Here is a 17,162-nt window from a genome sequence, read left to right on the forward strand (position 1 = left end):
CGCAGCGTTTCCGGGCGCCGTTCCGATCCGAAACGGCATTGGCAGAAGCTAACAGCTTTTGGTGCGGGGAACCAATCGTTTCGCGAACATTGTGGACGGTTCCCCGGCGTGTCGCTGCCGGGTCGTGACGGCTGTGACGAAAGTTGCGGAGTGGTTGCAGTCTGGTGGTGCGGGCGGACGAGGTTTGACCGGGTGAACTCCCATCAGTACCCTCGAACAGTCGCCCGAACGTCGGCGATACGACAGCGACCCGGTGTAGCAGCCGGGGACCGCGTCGGTCACCAGCAAGACGCAGAGTTTACTGCTAAGCGATGCTAGAAGCATTGAGGAGAGTGTGCCGTGGCCAAGGGGAAGCGGACCTACCAGCCGAACAACCGGCGCCGGGCGCGGGTGCACGGCTTTCGGCTGCGGATGCGGACCCGTGCCGGGCGCGCGATCGTCTCGGGCCGGCGTCGTAAGGGCCGTCAGTCGCTGACCGCCTGATCCGGATACCAACGCGGTGCTTCCCGCGCGTAACCGGATGCGTCGGTCAACGGAATTCAGTGCGACGGTCAAGCACGGAGTCCGGACCGCGCAACCCGATATCGTGATCCACTCTCGCCGCTGTGCAGACAGCGACCTACCCGAGGGACCCCGGGTGGGCTTCATCGTGGCCAAATCCGTTGGTTCCGCCGTCGAGCGCCATCGCGTCGCGCGCCGGCTGCGGCACGTGAGCCGGTCGGTGCTCTCCGAACTGGACCCCGACCAGCAGGTGGTGATCCGGGCGCGGCCCACCTGCCGCCACGCGGCGTCCGCGCGGTTGGAGCAACAGCTGCGGACCGGGCTGCGGCGCATCGACAACGGCCACCGGGCCAAGGACGCGGCCCGGTGAGCAAGGGTCGGGGTTGGCGGACCGCGCAGGTACGCGCGCTGATCTTCGTGATCCAGCTGTACCGTCACATGATCTCGCCGCTGCGTTTGCCGAGCTGCCGATTTGCCCCGACGTGTAGCCAGTATGCGGTGGAGGCGTTGGGGGAGTACGGACTGATCCGAGGGAGCTGGTTGTCTGTTGTGCGGCTCGCCAAGTGCGGGCCCTGGCACCACGGCGGATGGGACCCCGTGCCCGAGCGGGTTCGATGTGCGGCCGAGCCCGCGAAGCGAGGGGAGAGTGAGTTCGTTGTCCTTTGACCCATTCAGTCTGGACTACTTCTACTACCCGGTATCGGGGATTATGTGGTTGTGGTACAAGGCATTCGGCGCCGTACTAGGACCGTCCAGCTTCTTCACCTGGGTGCTGGCGGTGATGTTCCTGGTGTTCTCGCTGCGCGCCCTGCTCTACAAGCCGTTCGTCAAGCAGATCCGCACCACCCGGCAGATGCAGGAGCTGCAGCCGCAGATCAAGGCGCTGCAGAAGAAGTACGCCAAGGACCGCCAGCGCATGGCGCTGGAGATGCAGAAGCTGCAACGCGAGCACAACTTCAACCCGTTGCTGGGGTGCCTGCCCATGCTGGCGCAGGTGCCGGTGTTCCTCGGGCTGTTCCACGTGCTGCGCTCCTTCAACCGGACCAGCCACGGCGTGGGTCAGCTCGGGCTGAGCATCGAGGAGAACCGGCAGCACGGCAACTACTTCTTCACCGCGGCCGACGTCGGGCACTTCCTGGATGCCAACCTGTTCGGTGCACCGCTCGGCGCCACCATGATCCAGACGACCGGCCTGGATGCCTTCACCGAATTCAACCGGCTCGCGGTGGTCGCGGTCGGGGTGCCGGTGATGATCCTGGCCGGCGTCGCCACCTACTTCAACAGCCGGGCATCGGTGGCGCGGCAGAGTCCGGAAGCCGCCGCCAACCCGCAGACGGCGTTGATGAACAAGCTGGCGCTGTACGTGTTCCCACTCGGCGTCGTCGTCGGTGGACCGTTCCTCCCGCTGGCGATCATCTTCTACTGGTTCTCCAACAACATCTGGACGTTCGGCCAGCAGCACTACGTGTTCGGGATGATGGCCAAAGAGGAAGAAGAGAAGAAAGAAGAGGCGATACGGCGGCGGGCGGCCAACGCCCCGGCGCCGGGCGCCAAGCCCCAGCGCGCACCGAAGCGTTCCGGCGGTTCCGCGACGAACCCGGGGGGGAAGCCGGCGGACGCCGACTCGACCGCGGTGGAGTTGTCGGGCCCGGACCCGAACGAAGCCCAACGGCCCGGTGCGGACCGCACCCCGCGGCCGGGTGCCAAACCCAAGAAACGGAAACGGTGACCGCGGCCCGGTAGGCGGCGGTGGCCGGTGAAAAAGGGAGACACAGATGACAGACGCCGAGACCACAGAACGCGAAGAAGCGGTGCAGAGCCCGACCGAGGACAAGGGCACCGACCTTGAAGAGCGACTGGTTGCCGAGGGCGAGATCGCGGGCGACTACCTCGAGGAGTTGCTGGACCTGTTGGACTTCGACGGCGACATCGACCTCGATGTCGAAGGCGACCGCGCGGTGGTGAGCATCGACGGCGGCCAGGACTTGAGCAAGTTGGTGGGCCGCAACGGCGAGACCCTCGACGCCCTGCAGGAGCTGACCCGGCTCGCGGTGCACCAGAAGACCGGCGAGCGCAGCCGGCTGATGCTCGACGTCGCGGGCTGGCGGCGTCGCCGGCGCGAGGACCTGACCGCCCTCGGCGGCGAGGTTGCCCGGCGGGTGCAGGAGAGCGGCCAGGACGAGCGGCTGTCGCCGATGAGCCCGTTCGAGCGCAAGATCGTGCACGACGCTGTCGCGGCGGTCTCGGGCGTGCGTAGCGAGAGCGAGGGCACCGAGCCGTCGCGCCGCGTCGTAGTCCGGCCGGCCTAGTACTTACAGGGATGTAATTCATCCTGCGATGCGGGGCGTCCCCGGAAGACCGGAGGAATGTTTCACGTGAAACAGGACAACCAGACCCCCGCGGCCGAGCCGCCCGCCGCGGGAGACGCCTTCGGGGAACGCCTGGCTCTCGCCCAGCGATACGCCGGCGTGCTCGCCGGTGCCGGGGTGGAGCGCGGCCTGCTGGGTCCCCGGGAAGTGGACCGGCTCTGGGACCGGCATCTGATGAACTGCGTCGCCGCGGCCGAACTGCTCGAGCCGGGGGAGCGGGTGGTCGACATCGGAAGCGGGGCGGGGTTGCCCGGCGTGGTGCTGGCCATCGCCCGCCCGGACCTTCAGATGACGCTCGTCGAGCCCCTGCTGCGCCGCAGTACGTTCCTCAACGAGGTAGTCGAGGAACTCGGACTCCAGGTCGAGGTGCTGCGGGGCCGAGCGGAGGAGCCGTCGGTGCGCAAGCAGGCCGGCGGTGCCGACGCGGTGGTGTCGCGGGCGGTCGCGGGGCTCGACAAACTGACCAAGTGGAGCCTGCCGCTGCTGAGGCCCGATGGCCGGATGCTGGCGATCAAAGGCGACCGGGCGACCGAGGAAGTCGAGGAGCACCGGCGTGTGATGATCGCATTGGGCGTAGACGAGGTGAGGGTGGTGAGATGTGGCGTGAACTATTTGACACCGCCCGCAACCGTGGTGGTGGCTCGGCGCGGAGAACGGAAACGACCCCCGCTGAGGGGAAGAGCGGGAACGGCGAGGAGAACACGATGAGTGCGCCCCAGGCGGGAAACGGAGGCGGCCCGCGGCCGCCGCAGACCGCCAATGTTTCACGTGAAACATCGACGGAATTCGACACCCCGATCGGCGCCGCTGCGGAGCGGGCGATGCGGGTGCTGCACACCACCCACGGTCAGCTCGCCCGGCCGCGGCACCGGCGGGTGTTCACGGTGGCCAACCAAAAGGGCGGGGTTGGCAAAACCACGACGGCGGTGAACCTGGCCGCCGCATTGGCGGTGCAGGGGCTCAAGGTGTTGGTGGTCGACCTGGACCCGCAGGGCAATGCCAGCACCGCGCTGGGCATCTCCGATCGGCAGTCCGGAACCCCGTCGTCCTACGAGGTGCTGCTGGGCGAGATCCCGCTGCAGGAGGCGCTGCGGCAAAGCCCGCACAGCGAGCGGCTGTTCTGCCTGCCGTCGACGATCGATCTGGCCGGCGCCGAGATCGAATTGGTCAGCATGGTGGCCCGTGAGAACCGTCTGCGCAACGCGCTCGACCAGCTGGCGGAATTCGACTTCGACTACGTGTTCATCGACTGCCCGCCGTCGCTGGGCCTGCTGACCATCAACGCGCTCGTGGCGGCCCCGGAGGTCTTGATCCCGATCCAGTGCGAGTACTACGCGTTGGAGGGGGTGTCCCAGCTGATGCGCAACATCGAGATGGTCCGGGCGCACCTCAATCCGCGGCTGGACGTCACCACGGTGCTGCTGACGATGTACGACGGCCGTACCAAGCTGGCGGATCAGGTGGCCGAGGAGGTCCGCCGGTTCTTCGGGGACAAGGTGTTGCGGACGGTGATCCCGCGCAGCGTCAAGGTGTCAGAGGCACCTGGTTACAGTATGACGATCATCGACTACGACCCCGGTTCGCGCGGGGCGATGAGCTATCTGGACGCCAGCCGGGAGCTCGCCGACCGCGACCACCCGCCGGCCGGAAGGGCGTGACGAGGATGCACAGCGAAGCGACGGACAAGGAGCGGTACCGATGACACAACCGTCGCGCAGAAAGGGCGGCCTCGGCCGCGGCCTGGCCTCGCTGATTCCGACCGGCCCCGCGGACGGCGGGCCCGGATCCTCGCCGCTCGGCCCACGGATGGGCGACGCCGCCGCGGATGTGGTCCTCGGCGGGCCGGCGCCGGCGCCGGTCGGCGACGTGGGTGCGGTCTACCGGGAGATCGACCCGGCCCTGATCGAGCCGAACCCGCGCCAGCCGCGGCAGGTCTTCGACGACGAGGCACTGGCCGAACTCGTGCACTCGATCCGCGAGTTCGGGTTGATGCAGCCGATCGTGGTCCGGCCGCTGGATGGCGCGCGCTACCAGTTGGTGATGGGGGAGCGGCGCTGGCGCGCCTCCCAGGAAGCGGGCCTGAAGACGATTCCGGCGATTGTTCGGGAGACCGAGGAGGAGAACCTCCTGCGGGATGCCCTACTGGAGAACATTCATCGGGCTCAGCTGAACCCCCTTGAAGAGGCGGCCGCCTATCAGCAACTGTTGGACGAGTTCGGCGTCACCCACGATGAACTGGCGTCGCGCATCGGCCGGTCCCGGCCGTTGATCTCCAACATGATCCGCTTGCTGCGGTTGCCGATCCCGGTGCAGCGCCGGGTGGCGGCGGGTGTCCTGTCCGCCGGGCACGCGCGCGCCCTGCTGTCGCTGGAGGCCGGCCCGGAGGCGCAGGAGGAGTTGGCCGCCCGCATCGTCGCGGAGGGGTTGTCGGTTCGCGCCACCGAGGAGGCCGTCACTCTCGCCAATCGGGCGGGGGTGAGCCCGCCCGCCCCGCCGCGGCGGAAGCCGATTCAGATGCCCGGACTCCAGGACGTCGCCGAGCGACTGTCGACGGCCTTCGATACCCGGGTCACGGTGAGCCTCGGGAAGCGCAAGGGCAAGATCGTCGTCGAGTTCGGTTCCGTCGATGATCTGCAGCGCATCGTGGGGCTGATGAGTGGCGAAAACGGCTGATCAGGCCCCATACGGCCACACGCGGTAGTTACGTCACTGTGACACCACGGTGACCCACGGCGCCACCGGATCTCGCTAGAATGAACAAAACAGCTGCCGCCCAAGCTATTTCGCTCACCACCCGGTGGCCGAACGCGGGTCGCGGCAGTCCGCGTCCAGCGGTAGCCCGCGGACGCCGGACTCCCTATCCTTAGAAGCATTGTGATGCCCCTATTGTTCGGTCCGCGACCCGTGCCGCCCGGTGGGTGGGCGCGGTTCGAATCGGTGCCGCGGGACCCGGGGGACTAGTGGCCGGCCGAATCACACCCCTGTTACTTGAAGCCTTCGATCAGCTGCCGAAGCATGCCCGCCGCTGTGTCTTCTGGGAGGTCGACCCGGCGACGCTGGGCGATGATGACCACCTGGTGGACCCGGAGTTCGAGAAGGAAGCCTGGCTGTCGATGGTCATGCTGGAGTGGGGTTCGTGCGGGCAGATCGCCACGGCGCCGCCACCGCTTCCGGCATGTCTGGGATACGTGCTTTACGCGCCGCCGCGCGCCGTGCCGCGTGCCCAGCTGTTCCCCACCGGACCGGTATCGGCCGACGCGGTGCTGCTGACGTCGATGGGTGTGGATTCCGGGCATGCTCCCGAGGACCTGCGACACAGCCTGATCGCGCGCGTCGTCGACGATCTGGTCCGCCGCGGGGTGCGGGCGCTGGAGGCCTTCGGTCGGACGCCGGCAGCCGCCGAGCTGCAGAACCCGCTGGCCGTGGAGCCCGGTCTACAACGGGTACTGGAGGCTCCGGGAGACTGTTCGGTTGAACACTGCGTGATCGACGCGGACTTTCTGCTCGAGGTGGGGTTCACCGTGGTGGCGCCGCACCGCTACTTTCCGCGGCTGCGGCTCGAGCTGGACAAGGGCCTGGGCTGGAAGGCCGAGGTGGAAGCGGCGCTGGAACGGCTGCTGGAGAACGCGCAGCTGCAGGCGCCGATCGGTGCCGGCGCGTCGGCTACGAACCGCTGAGCCGGCTGGCCTGCTCCACCGCCAGCTCGTGCGCCAGCAACTCGGCGAACGTGAAAGTTCCGGTGGGCCGGTCGTTCTTGCCGAGCAGATACAGGCGTTTGACCGCCGCCAGCATGCCCTCGGCGATCGCATCGCGGGTTTGGCTGGTGATCAGCAGGTCGCGGTCGCGCGGGTTGGTGATGTAGCCGAGGTCCACCTGCACGGTCGGCATCCGGGTCAGCCGCAGCAGATCCCAGGTCCGGCCGTGGCTGCGGCAGTCACGTAAGCCGGTGCGCGCCACGATCTCTCGTTGGATGAAGTCGGACAGGTTGCGGCCGATCGTGGACACCGAGCCATGCGAATTGCCGAAGTGGAAGGACGCCACCCCGCTGGCCGCCGGGCTGGAATGCGACGCGCAGCGCAGGCTGATCATCAGATCGGCGCCGACGGCGTTGGCGGTCGCGGCGCGTTCGATATCGGTGGGGCTGCCGGAGGTGGGGCGGGACAGGAACGTCTCCATCCCGATGGCGGTCATCCGGCCCTCGAGGCGACTGGCCAAGTCCCACAGCACATCTGCCTCGCTGATCGGCCCTTCCGGACCGTGCGCGATCATGCCGTGGTCGGAGCCGCCGCGGCCCGGATCGATGATGATGCGCTTGCCGGACAGCTTCGGCCCGGACCGGCGCACCAATTCCTCCTCGCGGATGGCGTGCGGAGATCCACCGGACACCCGTGATGCCAGGAAACTCAAGGAGCGCAACGTTTCCGGACCGCAGATGCCGTCGGCGTACAGGCCGTACTCCCGCTGGTACGACATCAGCGCGTTGTGGGTCTGCAGACCGAAGTAGCCGTCGACCAGTCCGGTGTAGAAGCCGAGGTCCTGCAGGCGGGCCTGCAGGGTGGCGACGTCGTCGCCGTACATCGGCGCACCGAACTGGTGATTGAGGGTGCGGGCGCCGAGTCGGTAGGACGCCTCTTTGAGGGCCCGGTAGGTGGCGGCGCCGACGATGCCGTCGACCAGCAGGCCACGCTGCTGCTGGAACGCGCGCACCGCCTGGTCGAGGTCCGCGTCGAACATGTCCGGCGCGACATGCTTGCCGGTCGTCAGGTCTGCATCGGGGCTGTCCACCAGACCCAGCGCGGTCAGCGCCTCGCGGATCTCGATGACCGCGGCGCTGCGGTCACCGCGACGTAGCGGGTCGCCCGCGCCTCGACGCAGACTCGGCGGCATAGGCTCAGTCCCCTCCGATAACAGTTGTGAGCAGCACAGACAGTGCCGATGGTGGCAAGTCAGCTTGCCAGCATTGTCGCAGACACCCGATGATTTTCGAAAAACACCAGGCGAATAGTGACGTGATCGCGATATGGCCGCGACGGACCGGTTAGACGTGGTCGGCGAGTTCGCGCAGCAGCGCCGCCTTGCCCTTGGCTCCCACGATTCGGGTGACCGGCTGGCCGCCCTTGAACAGGATCAACGTGGGAATCCCGGACACCTGGAATTCTCGCGCGGTCTCGGGGTTGGCGTCGACGTCGATCTTGGCGACGGTGAGCTGGCCGGCCTTCTCGGCGGCGATCTCCTCGAGCACCGGGGCGACCATCTTGCACGGTCCGCACCAGGTGGCCCAGAAGTCAACCAGCACAGGGGTATCGCTGGCGAGGACATCCGACGCGAAGGAGGCGTCGGTGACGGCCACGGTGGCGGAGTTGTTGGTGTCAGTCATCGCGATGCTCCTGTCAATTCGGTGCTGTCACTCTCGGTTTCGGCCAGCCAACGTTCGGCGTCGATCGCCGCCGCACACCCGGTGCCGGCCGCGGTGACCGCCTGACGGTAGGTGCGGTCCACCAGGTCGCCGGCGGCGAACACGCCTTCCAGCGAGGTGGCGGTGGTGGGCTGCTGCACCAGGACGTATCCATCCGGGTCGACATCCAGTGCCCCCCGCACCAGTTCCGAGCGCGGATCGTGACCGATCGCCACGAAGACACCGGTGACCGCCAGCGTGGATTCCTCGCCAGTCCTGGTGTCGCGCAACCGGAGTCCGGCCACCGCGTCGTCGCCGTCGACAGCGACGACGGCCTGGTTGGTCAGGAAGCGGATCTTGTCGTTGCTGCGGGCGCGTTCCAGCATGATCTTGGAGGCGCGGAACTCGTCGCGGCGGTGCACCAGCGTCACGCTACGGGCGAAGCGGGTCAAGAAGGTGGCTTCCTCCATCGCCGAGTCGCCGCCGCCGATCACCGCGATGTCCTGGTCGCGGAAGAAGAAGCCATCACAGGTCGCGCACGAGCTGACACCCCTGCCCAGCAACTCCTGCTCGCCGGGGACCTGCAGGTAGCGCGCCGCGGCACCCATCGCCAGGATCACCGCGCGCGCCCGGTAGGTCTCGCCGTCGGCGGTCACCACCGACTTGATCGGGCCACTCAGCTCGACCGACTCGACATCCTCCATGCGCAGGTCGGCGCCGAACCGCAGCGCCTGCTCGCGCATCTGATCCATCAGCTCGGGACCCTGGATGCCCTCGCGGAAACCGGGGAAGTTCTCCACCTCGGTTGTGGTCATCAACGCACCCCCGAATGATGTCCCCTCGAACACCACCGGCGCGAGTTGCGCCCGAGCGGCGTAGAGGGCCGCGGTGTACCCGGCGGGGCCGGATCCGATGACGATCAGGTCTGCAACGGTGGGTTCGGCGGTCATGGGAGCCTTTCGAGGGTGTGCCGGGCGGCGGATACCGCGTGTACCAACGTCAGCCTAGGCCGCGCTGTTCCCGAGGGCGCCAACGGTGCGATCCACACCACCGCGGCGCTTTACCGCCAGCGCTACGGGCGGCGGACCGAGGTGTCGGCCACCAACCCGGTGTCGACAGAACTGCAGTTGGGGGCCACCGCGAGGGCCAGCACGGTGTTGACCGAGTCACCGGGAAGCAGCAGCAGTACCGCCTCGCGGCCGCGGATCTGTAGTGGCTGGGCCCCCAGCACCCGGATGTCGGGCGGGTAGTCCAGTCCGCGCAGGCACGACGCCAGCCGCTGGGGGTCGCCCAGCGCGCCGCCGTAGTCGGGGCTGCGGTCCAGCAGCGCGAGGATGTCCGCGTCGGAGAGCGGGATGACCGCGGCTGCGGAGGTGACGGTGATCTCCCGCAGCGTCTCATGCGTCGACGGCGTCGGGGGTGGCGCGCTGATCAGGGCGGCGGTGCCCAGCCCGATCGCGGCGATCGCCGCGCCGGCCCCGGCGATCGCGGCCACCCGCCGCGGACGGGTACGCGGGCGAATCGAGTGCGCCGGCCCGGCCCGTTCGGTCGACTGCTGCTCTTCGTCCATCACGGTTCAGTGTGCGTTATCCACAGCCGGCCGGTTCCGCAGAGGTGTCCAGCAGCACCGCCAGCCGCGCCCGGGCCCGCGCGCAGCGGCTCTTGATCGTGCCCTCGGCAACACCCAGGGCGCGCGCGGCGTCGGCGATCGAGCGGCCCTGCATGTGCACGGCCACCACCGCGGCCCGCTGCTCGGCCGGCAACCGCATCAGCGCCTGTCGGACCAGCACCGCGGTATCGACCTGCGCGGTGCGGTCGGTGACCGGTACAGCGTCGTCGTTGAGTTCGGCGGTGGGGTGAGTCCGGTTGCGGCGCCGCCGATCCAGGCACGCGTTGACCACGATGCGGTGCAGCCAGCTGCTGACCGCAGCGTCCCGGCGAAACGACGCCGCGTTGCGGTGTACCGACAGCATGGCGTCCTGCACGGCGTCCGCGGCGTCCTCGGGGCAGGCGCTGGTCCGCCGCGCCACCCGGTGCAGACGCTGCCGGTGGCGGGAGAACAACTCCTCGAAGGCGCGCCGGTCCCCGGCGACATGGGCGGCCAGTAGTTCGCTGTCACTGCGGGCTTGGTGGCACCCCATGGCCGGACAGTAGCCAATCGGATGCCGGCGGGCACTTCACCCGCGCGGCGGCGCTAAGAGGCGGCCCGAACCGTGATCTCGGAGACGTCGACGCGGCTTTCGCCGCCGGTGGTGCCCATCGTGGAAATCCACACCAGCAGATTCGACGTCGGCGATGTGGCGTCCACCCGGATCGTGTTGTGGCCGGGCTGCAGGGCCATCGGCTTGGTCAGCGCCGTGGTGTCCTCCAGCGTGGCCGGCGTCGACGTCGGCGCGGAGCGGATCTCGACCTTGGTCCCGGTGCTGGACACGTCGATGGTGACCGCACCCACCTGCGTCGGTTTGGGCAGCAGCAACAACAGCCCCACCCCGCTTTTGAAGTTCGGGAACGGGACGGGGTCGTGGTAGGTGTCGGTGGCCCACACGGTGCCCGGGTTTCCGTCGATCGCCTTGTCGGCGTCGTTCGGGTGGTCCGGGTCTTCGCCGGGGGAGAACACGATCGCGCGCTGCGGTTTGACCAGGCTGCCCGACGGCGCCGACTCAGTTGACGTCGTCGACGAGGACGGGCCGTTCAGTCCGAGGCGGTCCTCGTCGAAGCCGCCGCCGACATCCCCGAAGATCCGGTTCAGCACCGATGCCAGGGCCACCAGGGCCACCACCAGGATGACGGCGCCCACCCCGATGCCGACCATCAGCGCGCGCCGACGCCGGTCCCGCAACTGCGGGTCCTCGGTGGCGGCGGCGCGCCGTGGCGGCGGCGCGGACTCGTCGATCGGGCTGATCAGATCGGTGCGGTCGGCCACCGCGGTGGCCTGTTCCAGCAGGTTCAGCAGCGAGGCGGCGTTGCGTATCCCGCCGTCGGATTGCACCGCGTGGAAGGCGGCCGAGGAGATCTGGAACGGGATGTCGGGGTCCACGTTGTGGGGTTCACGCGGTGCACCGGACGCGTCGCGTTGGGCCGGCTGCAGGCCGCTGGGCACCCCGGACTCGCGCAGCGGCCAGCGGTTGACCAGCAGGGCGTACAGGGCGGCACCGATGCCGCGGACGTCGTCGCCGGGACTGGCGTCGGGCAGGGTCGCCGGGAACGCCAGCGACACGTCGCCTTCGATGCTGACCCGCACCCGGCTGGGATGATCCAACGACAGTGCGACCCCGGCCGCATGTGCGGCGGCGGCGGCCGCCGCCAGGGACTGCACGGCCCGCGCGGCCCCGATCGGCGACGGCGCGGTGTCGGCGACTTCCCTCAGCGACCCGCCGCGAATCCACTCGGCGACCACCAAGCCGCCGGCCCCGATGTGCACGACGTCGAGCACCCGGGCGATGCCCGGCATCTCGATCCGGCTCAGCCGCAGCGTTCGGGACAAGATCTCGTGCAGCTGGTCGTCGACCAGGGTGCCGTCCGGATCGACGAAGGTCAGCGCCACCTGCCGGTCCAGGGCGGTGTCCAGCGCCTGCCAGAACCGCAGGATGGGGCTGCCGCCGTGCGGCACCAGCAGCCGGTAGCGGCCACCGGCGATGCTGGCGCCGGGGACCAGCGCGACATCCTCGGATCCGGGGTCGCGGGGGCTGTCGAACGCGATCGTCCCCGCGGAGTCGGCGGCGGCGACGTCGGGATGGAAGTCGTCGGCAGCAGCCTGCCGGGGCGGGCTCGCTCCGTCCGGAGCAGTGCTCGAGGGGGAGTTACCCGACTGGTTCTCGGTCACCGCCGGCCCCTTCCTTGTCGTCCCGCTGTGCGCCGGTCTCCCGCCGTGCGCCGAAAGCTCGCCTCGGGCAGGTCCCGCGGCCGGATGCCCCCGCTGCGCCGACGAATCCTTGCGGATAGCGTACGTGACCTGCGGCTGCTGGGTCGGCTGGTCGAGCACACGGGCGTCGCCGAAACGGCGCCGAATCGCGGCCAGCGCCGCCTGGGCCTCGGGGACCCCGGCACGCAGCAGCACCACCGCCACGATCGGCAGCATCATCGCCGCGAGGACCGCCAGGCGCAGCAGGGAGCCGATCGCGCCATGCGAGGTCAGCGTCGACAGCCCCAGCATCCGGTCGGCCACGTGTGCGACCAACGCGGCCAGCAGGGAGGCGGTCAGGGTGACCAGAATGGTGCGGACCACGGCCAGGTCGACCAGCTGCCCGCCGGTGGGCAGCAGGCTGCGCCGCAGCAGGTAGTAGCCGAGGATCGCGCCGGCCAAAAATCCCAGCCCGTTGGCCAGGCCCAGATAGCCCGCGACGAGCTCGGGGTTGTCGGTCAGGTGCGGGGCCACCAGCGACGCCGCGATCTTCACCGCGGTGATGACCACGATGATCGCGATCGGCGTCCACGGCTGCTCGCGCGCGTAGAAGACCCGCAGCTGCAGCAGCACCAGCGAATAGGGGATCAACGTGAACGCCGACAGGGCGATCGCCGCACCCAGGTAGCCGGCGTCCACGTCGCCGAAGTTGCCGTAGGCGAACAGGGCGCTGCCAAGGGCCGGACCACCGACCGTCATGAACGCCACCGTCGGGATCAACGTGATCAGCGTGAGCCGGGTGGCCAGCGACAGATCGCCCAGCACCGCGGGAATGTCCTCGGCGGCGGCGTTGCGGCTCAGCCGCGGCATCACCACGGTCAGCACCGTCACCCCGATCATCCCGAACGGGAGCATCAGCACCAGCCAGGTGTAGTTGTAGATGGCGGGGCCGGAAGCGGCTGCGGTACTGGCGATCTGGTTGGTGACGATCAGCCCGATCTGGCTGATCAGCACGTAGAGCACCATCGCGCCGGCCATCGTCCCGAACCGTTTGAGCCGGTCGTCGATGCCCCACAGCGGGCGCAGACTGACGTGTTCGCGGCCGATCGCCACCAGCAGCACCGCGGCCTGCGCCACCACACCCAGCGTGGTACCCACCCCCAGCACCAGCAGCTTGGTATTGCCCATCTGTACGGGATCGACCGAGAGTTCGCCCGGCACCAGCAGATACGCCACCAGCGTCACGATCGCGACCGCATTGTTGACCACCGGCGCCCACGCCGGGGGACCGAACACGTTGCGGTTGTTCAGGATTGCCATGAACACCGACGACAGGCCGTAGAAGACGACCTGCGGCAGCAGCAGGTAGGCGAAGGCGGTGGTCAACGCCTCGTTGACCTGCGGATCATCGCCGAGCATCAGACGCACCAGCAGCGGAGCGGCGGCCACCGGCACCACGGTGGCCACCAGCAGCAGCGCCGTGGCCAGCGTGACCAGCCGGCGCACAAAGGCCGTGCCGCCGTCGGCGTCGTCACGTTCGGCGCGGGCCAACACCGGCACGAAGATCGCGGTGAAGGTGGCCTCCAGCACCAGCGCGGCGATCAGGTTCGGCAGCTGATTGGCGACCGAGAACGCGCTGGACAGGGCCGCACCCAGGATCGCCGCCAACAACACGATCCGGATAAAGCCGGTGATCCGGCTGACCAGCGTCGCCAGCGCCATCCCCCACGACCGCGACACCACCGCGGCGTCGGACAGCTCCGCGCGCCGCCGCTGATCCGGCGCGGCCATCAGGACTCCTCCTCGTCGTCGGCCGGGTGCTCGTCGGCGAACCGACTCGCCACCTCCACCGGATCGGGGCGGTCCAGGTCGGCGGGGTCGGGCTGGCCGCGGAAGCGGTGCCACAGCCGGCGCCCCGCCAGGCCCACCAGCACCGCGGCGGCCGACAGGGTCAGCGCGAACAGCACCTTGCCGTAGGCGTTGGCGTGCACCGACAGCCGGGCCGGCTCGCCCAGCGGCAGGCCGTCGGGTGTGCGCAGCGCGACGTCGACGGCGACGCGCTGGTTGAAGTTCACCTCGACCGGCACCCGCAGCGGCAGGAATCCCGGCGGCAGCTCGATCTCGCCGACGTCGGTGACCGTCATGCCGGGTGGGGCCGCGACCTGCAGCCGGACCCGGATCGGGACAGCCAGGTCGTTGCGCAGCGCCAGCGGCAGCGGGCTGTGCTCGGTGGCCAGCGTGTAGGACCCGCCCGGGTTGACGATCGTCACCGAGGCGAACATGTCGTCGACGGCGGTGCCCACCAGGTTGAGCCGGTGATGGGCCAGCCCGTTGCGGGTGTCTGGCGGGTCGGCCTGGCTGAGCGCGCGCAGCATGTCCTCACGCAGCGGCGCGGTGTAGCCGACCCCGGTCAACCCGGTGCGCACGTCGGTGGTCAGCGCGGCGGTCAGGCCCCACAGCCGGGCCGCCTGGTCGGTGATCTGCCCGATGACCGCGGCGTCGAAGGTACCGGGAGTGGTCGGCCCGGAGTGCCGCGGCTGCGGCCCGCGGGTGACGCCGCGGGCGTCGGCGATCACCGATCCCAACGGGCGGGGCACCGCCAGACCGGCATGGATGGTGCTGGCCAGCGTGGTCAGGATGGCCTGCGCGTCGTCGGGCTGCGGACCCCACGACCCGGGTGGCAGCAGAATCTCGACGCGCGGCGCGACGGCCGGCTCCAGTGCGCGCCACAGCATGGATCCGAGCGCGTCCTGGCGCCGGGCGGCCACCGAGGAGTGGCGCAGCCGGACCGCCAGCGAGGTGTCCAGGTAGGTCGGGGCGATCGGATCGGGACCGGTCGCGGCCAGCGCAGCGCCGACGGCAGGGTCAAACGGTGCGGTGATCACATGCGGGGAGGCCCGCCACGGCGTGACATCGGCGATGGGCGGGGCGCCGGCGGTCGAGTCCTGCGCCGAACAGTCCGCGGCGGCGATCGCGACGGTGTCGTCCTGGGTGCCGAGCAGGTCGACGGTCGCCCCGGTCAGCGGGCCGTCGCCGAGCAGGGTGGCGCCGCGGGTGGAGGTGACACCGAGGATGTGATCGACGACGTCGGCGGGACTGGTGACCGCGATCGCGGTCAGGCCGGGATCGGCCACCCGGTGCAGTGCGTCGAGGTCGGCCTGGGCGTAGGGGATGGCCGCCACGCACATCCGGTGTGCCAGGCGGCGCAGCCGGTCCAGCCAGCCGGTGGCGGCCGCCTGCCCGTTGCCGGGGTGGGTGGTGGTGCTGTCGGCGGAGTCCGCCACGACGTAGCCGCCGGTCATCGCATTGACGGTGACCAGCAGGTCGGGGTCGACGGCCAGACACAACGCCCGGGTGACCGCGCCGTCAGGGTCGACGGCCGGGCCGGTGGCGAAGTCGGCCGCGGACAGCAACGTGTCGAGTCGGCCGCCTTCGGCCAGCGAGGTGGCCAGGTCGTCATCGGTCAGCCGGACCGGTTTGCTGCCGCCGGGCGCGCCGGGCGCCAGCCGGGGCCGATCGGCCAACGGCCACAGCATGGTGAGCTGCAGCGGTTTGGAGGTGTCGGGCGGCGCCACCGCGGTCAGCGGATCGGCCGCCGACTCCTCCGGGTTGGGCGGAACACCCAGCACCGGCAGCAGGAAGCGGGCGTCGTCGAGCCGGGCGGGGGCGCCGTAGTCCGGTGTCCCGTTGACGTTGACCAGCAGCGGATAGATCCCGGGCCGGTCGATCTCCAGTGACTGGTGTTCCAGCGACCGCACCGGGGCGGACAGGCTGAACCGGGCGTTCTGCCCGCGCTGCAACTGGTCGGCCACCGTCACGAAGGCGTCCACCGGCCGGAACTGGTCGTTGGTGCCGTCGAGGTTGGTGCGCAGCCCCGCCGACGAGGCGACCGCCGCCGCATGCTCGAGCCGGACCACCACCTCCCGCACCGGGCGGTCACCGACGTTGGTCACCGTGCCGGTCACCGTGACGACCGGTTCGCTGGTGGTGGTCACCACGTTCGGGGTCACCCGTTCGATCTGCAGGTGCAGGAATGGCGCCGTGCCGGGTTCGCCGGCGGCGGCATTGGGTGGGGCCAGCAGCGCGCCAATGACCGCGACGGCGCCGGCCACCGCGGAGAGACGCAGGGCGGCCCACCGATACTTCACGGCGACGGCCCGCGACCGTTCTTTCGGCCTGGCGCGGGTTTGTCGAGTCGGTGGGTGCGGGCGTGTGAATGGGTCTGCGGGCGTCGTCGCGGGGCGCTCGGCGGCAGCGGGGGCAGCGCCGACGGGCCGTCGGCCTGCAGCCTGTCGAGCAATTCGTCGGCTACCTGCGCCAGCCGCCGTTCGTCGGCGTAGGCCAGCCGAGAGGCGAGGTCCTTGAGCGGCACCCAGGCCACCTCGGTGACCTCGACGTCGTCGTCGGACAGTTCGCCGCTGGAAAACCGCATCAGGTAGTGGTGCACCGTCTTGTGAACGCGCCGGCCCTCGGTGACAAACCAGTAGTCGATGCTGCCCAGCGACGCCAGCACGCTGCCCTGAACACCGGTCTCCTCGGCGACTTCGCGGATCGCGGTCTGCTCGGCGGTCTCGCCGACCTCGATGTGGCCCTTGGGCAGCGACCACAGCATTCGGCCGCGCCGGTCGACGCGGCCGATCAGCGCGGCCACCTGTTCGTCACGCGGCCCGCCGATACCGTCGATGACCAATCCGCCGGCGGAGGTCTCGTGCACGGTGCGCAGCCGGTCCGGGCCGTGCCGGGTGGAGCGGGGCCGCGACGGCTTGGCCGGGACGTTGGTGCTGTCGGCGGCGCTGGCGGGCGCCGGCTGCGAGCTGGTGTCGTCGGAGCGAGTCTCGGCGGACGGACTACCGCGCCGACCACGGCGCCGGCCCCGGCGCCGTCTCGGTTGGGCCCTTTCGCCATCCGACACCATTGCGATATTAGTTGGCGGTGCTGCGCGTTCCCGGCACAGTCGCCTGTCGGGGCGGTTCGTCGCGTGTTCGTCGCGTGTTCGTCGCTGGTTCGTGATCCCCGATCTGTCGAGATTGCATCCAGGTACGGAAAGTGCGAGAGG

General features: G+C 69.8%; 17 protein-coding genes. 9 read left to right on the top strand and 8 right to left on the bottom strand.

Going from position 1 to position 17,162, the window contains the following annotated elements; all coding sequences use genetic code 11:
• The first annotated feature begins 339 nt into the window (after window positions 1-339).
• The 9 genes from rpmH (at window position 340) to AC5Y36_RS22770 (ending at window position 6,547) form a co-directional block, all read left to right on the top strand.
• Window positions 340-483, top strand: a complete 144-nt coding sequence (gene rpmH / locus AC5Y36_RS22730; protein ID WP_500043224.1) for a 50S ribosomal protein L34 — start codon at window positions 340-342, stop codon at window positions 481-483.
• A 16-nt stretch (window positions 484-499) separates the two neighbouring features.
• Window positions 500-871 (top strand): ribonuclease P protein component, encoded by a 372-nt coding sequence (gene rnpA, locus AC5Y36_RS22735; protein ID WP_500043225.1) that lies wholly within the window; start codon window positions 500-502, stop codon window positions 869-871.
• A complete protein-coding gene (gene yidD, locus AC5Y36_RS22740) occupies window positions 868-1,167 on the top strand; it encodes a membrane protein insertion efficiency factor YidD (RefSeq protein ID WP_500043226.1) in 300 nt (99 codons plus the stop codon). The genes rnpA and yidD overlap by 4 nt, the downstream gene beginning before the upstream one ends.
• Window positions 1,168-1,210: 43 nt before the next feature.
• On the top strand, window positions 1,211-2,230 hold the full coding sequence (gene yidC / locus AC5Y36_RS22745; RefSeq protein WP_500043243.1) for a membrane protein insertase YidC: 1,020 nt from the start codon (window positions 1,211-1,213) through the stop codon (window positions 2,228-2,230).
• Window positions 2,231-2,276: 46 nt separating this feature from the next.
• A complete protein-coding gene (locus AC5Y36_RS22750) occupies window positions 2,277-2,810 on the top strand; it encodes a Jag family protein (protein WP_500043227.1) in 534 nt (177 codons plus the stop codon).
• Window positions 2,811-2,867: 57 nt separating this feature from the next.
• Window positions 2,868-3,578 carry a 16S rRNA (guanine(527)-N(7))-methyltransferase RsmG gene (gene rsmG, locus AC5Y36_RS22755; protein ID WP_500043228.1) on the top strand — a complete coding sequence of 237 codons (711 nt, stop codon included), beginning with the start codon at window positions 2,868-2,870 and terminating at the stop codon, window positions 3,576-3,578.
• Complete coding sequence (locus tag AC5Y36_RS22760; RefSeq protein ID WP_500043229.1) at window positions 3,575-4,528, top strand: ParA family protein; 954 nt, start codon at window positions 3,575-3,577, stop codon at window positions 4,526-4,528. The genes rsmG and AC5Y36_RS22760 overlap by 4 nt, the downstream gene beginning before the upstream one ends.
• A gap of 40 nt (window positions 4,529-4,568) precedes the next feature.
• Complete coding sequence (locus tag AC5Y36_RS22765; RefSeq protein WP_500043230.1) at window positions 4,569-5,543, top strand: ParB/RepB/Spo0J family partition protein; 975 nt, start codon at window positions 4,569-4,571, stop codon at window positions 5,541-5,543.
• Between the two features lie 287 nt (window positions 5,544-5,830).
• On the top strand, window positions 5,831-6,547 hold the full coding sequence (locus tag AC5Y36_RS22770) for an acetyltransferase (protein ID WP_500043231.1): 717 nt from the start codon (window positions 5,831-5,833) through the stop codon (window positions 6,545-6,547).
• On the opposite strand, the gene AC5Y36_RS22775 is transcribed toward AC5Y36_RS22770, so the two are convergent.
• The 8 genes from AC5Y36_RS22775 to AC5Y36_RS22810 all read right to left on the bottom strand — a co-directional run bounded on the left by AC5Y36_RS22775 (window position 6,534) and on the right by AC5Y36_RS22810 (window position 17,018).
• Entirely contained in the window at window positions 6,534-7,757 is a 1,224-nt protein-coding gene (locus AC5Y36_RS22775; RefSeq protein WP_500043232.1) for an N-acetylmuramoyl-L-alanine amidase, read from the bottom strand. The genes AC5Y36_RS22770 and AC5Y36_RS22775 overlap by 14 nt on opposite strands.
• A 151-nt stretch (window positions 7,758-7,908) precedes the next feature.
• On the bottom strand, window positions 7,909-8,247 hold the full coding sequence (gene trxA / locus AC5Y36_RS22780; protein ID WP_500043233.1) for a thioredoxin: 339 nt from the start codon (window positions 8,245-8,247) through the stop codon (window positions 7,909-7,911).
• Window positions 8,244-9,215 (bottom strand): thioredoxin-disulfide reductase, encoded by a 972-nt coding sequence (gene trxB / locus AC5Y36_RS22785; protein ID WP_500043234.1) that lies wholly within the window; start codon window positions 9,213-9,215, stop codon window positions 8,244-8,246. The genes trxA and trxB overlap by 4 nt, the downstream gene beginning before the upstream one ends.
• Before the next feature lie 122 nt (window positions 9,216-9,337).
• Window positions 9,338-9,835, bottom strand: coding sequence for an RsmA family anti-sigma factor (locus tag AC5Y36_RS22790; protein ID WP_500043235.1), 498 nt, complete (start codon window positions 9,833-9,835; stop codon window positions 9,338-9,340).
• 16 nt (window positions 9,836-9,851) lie between these two features.
• Window positions 9,852-10,406, bottom strand: coding sequence for an RNA polymerase sigma factor SigM (gene sigM, locus AC5Y36_RS22795; RefSeq protein WP_500043236.1), 555 nt, complete (start codon window positions 10,404-10,406; stop codon window positions 9,852-9,854).
• A 53-nt stretch (window positions 10,407-10,459) separates the two neighbouring features.
• Entirely contained in the window at window positions 10,460-13,897 is a 3,438-nt protein-coding gene (murJ, locus tag AC5Y36_RS22800; RefSeq protein ID WP_500043237.1) for a murein biosynthesis integral membrane protein MurJ, read from the bottom strand.
• Window positions 13,897-16,254, bottom strand: coding sequence for a hypothetical protein (locus AC5Y36_RS22805; RefSeq protein WP_500043238.1), 2,358 nt, complete (start codon window positions 16,252-16,254; stop codon window positions 13,897-13,899). Before AC5Y36_RS22805 ends, murJ begins: the two co-directional genes overlap by 1 nt.
• Complete coding sequence (locus tag AC5Y36_RS22810) at window positions 16,251-17,018, bottom strand: NUDIX hydrolase (protein ID WP_500043239.1); 768 nt, start codon at window positions 17,016-17,018, stop codon at window positions 16,251-16,253. The genes AC5Y36_RS22805 and AC5Y36_RS22810 overlap by 4 nt, the downstream gene beginning before the upstream one ends.
• Between the last annotated feature and the right edge of the window lie 144 nt (window positions 17,019-17,162).

Source organism: Mycobacterium sp. NGS50 (assembly GCF_059812545.1).

What these genes read in the sequence shown, in the direction of transcription:
- trxA (WP_500043233.1), bottom strand. Translation starts at nt 8,247, where the DNA reads ATGACTGACACCAACAACTCCGCCACCGTGGCCGTCACCGACGCCTCC.
- AC5Y36_RS22765 (WP_500043230.1), top strand. Translation starts at nt 4,569, where the DNA reads ATGACACAACCGTCGCGCAGAAAGGGCGGCCTCGGCCGCGGCCTGGCC.
- sigM (WP_500043236.1), bottom strand. Translation starts at nt 10,406, where the DNA reads ATGGGGTGCCACCAAGCCCGCAGTGACAGCGAACTACTGGCCGCCCAT.
- AC5Y36_RS22790 (WP_500043235.1), bottom strand. Translation starts at nt 9,835, where the DNA reads ATGGACGAAGAGCAGCAGTCGACCGAACGGGCCGGGCCGGCGCACTCG.
- yidC (WP_500043243.1), top strand. Translation starts at nt 1,211, where the DNA reads ATGTGGTTGTGGTACAAGGCATTCGGCGCCGTACTAGGACCGTCCAGC.
- AC5Y36_RS22775 (WP_500043232.1), bottom strand. Translation starts at nt 7,757, where the DNA reads ATGCCGCCGAGTCTGCGTCGAGGCGCGGGCGACCCGCTACGTCGCGGT.
- trxB (WP_500043234.1), bottom strand. Translation starts at nt 9,215, where the DNA reads ATGACCGCCGAACCCACCGTTGCAGACCTGATCGTCATCGGATCCGGC.
- murJ (WP_500043237.1), bottom strand. Translation starts at nt 13,897, where the DNA reads ATGGCCGCGCCGGATCAGCGGCGGCGCGCGGAGCTGTCCGACGCCGCG.
- AC5Y36_RS22760 (WP_500043229.1), top strand. Translation starts at nt 3,575, where the DNA reads ATGAGTGCGCCCCAGGCGGGAAACGGAGGCGGCCCGCGGCCGCCGCAG.
- rsmG (WP_500043228.1), top strand. Translation starts at nt 2,868, where the DNA reads ATGTTTCACGTGAAACAGGACAACCAGACCCCCGCGGCCGAGCCGCCC.
- AC5Y36_RS22750 (WP_500043227.1), top strand. Translation starts at nt 2,277, where the DNA reads ATGACAGACGCCGAGACCACAGAACGCGAAGAAGCGGTGCAGAGCCCG.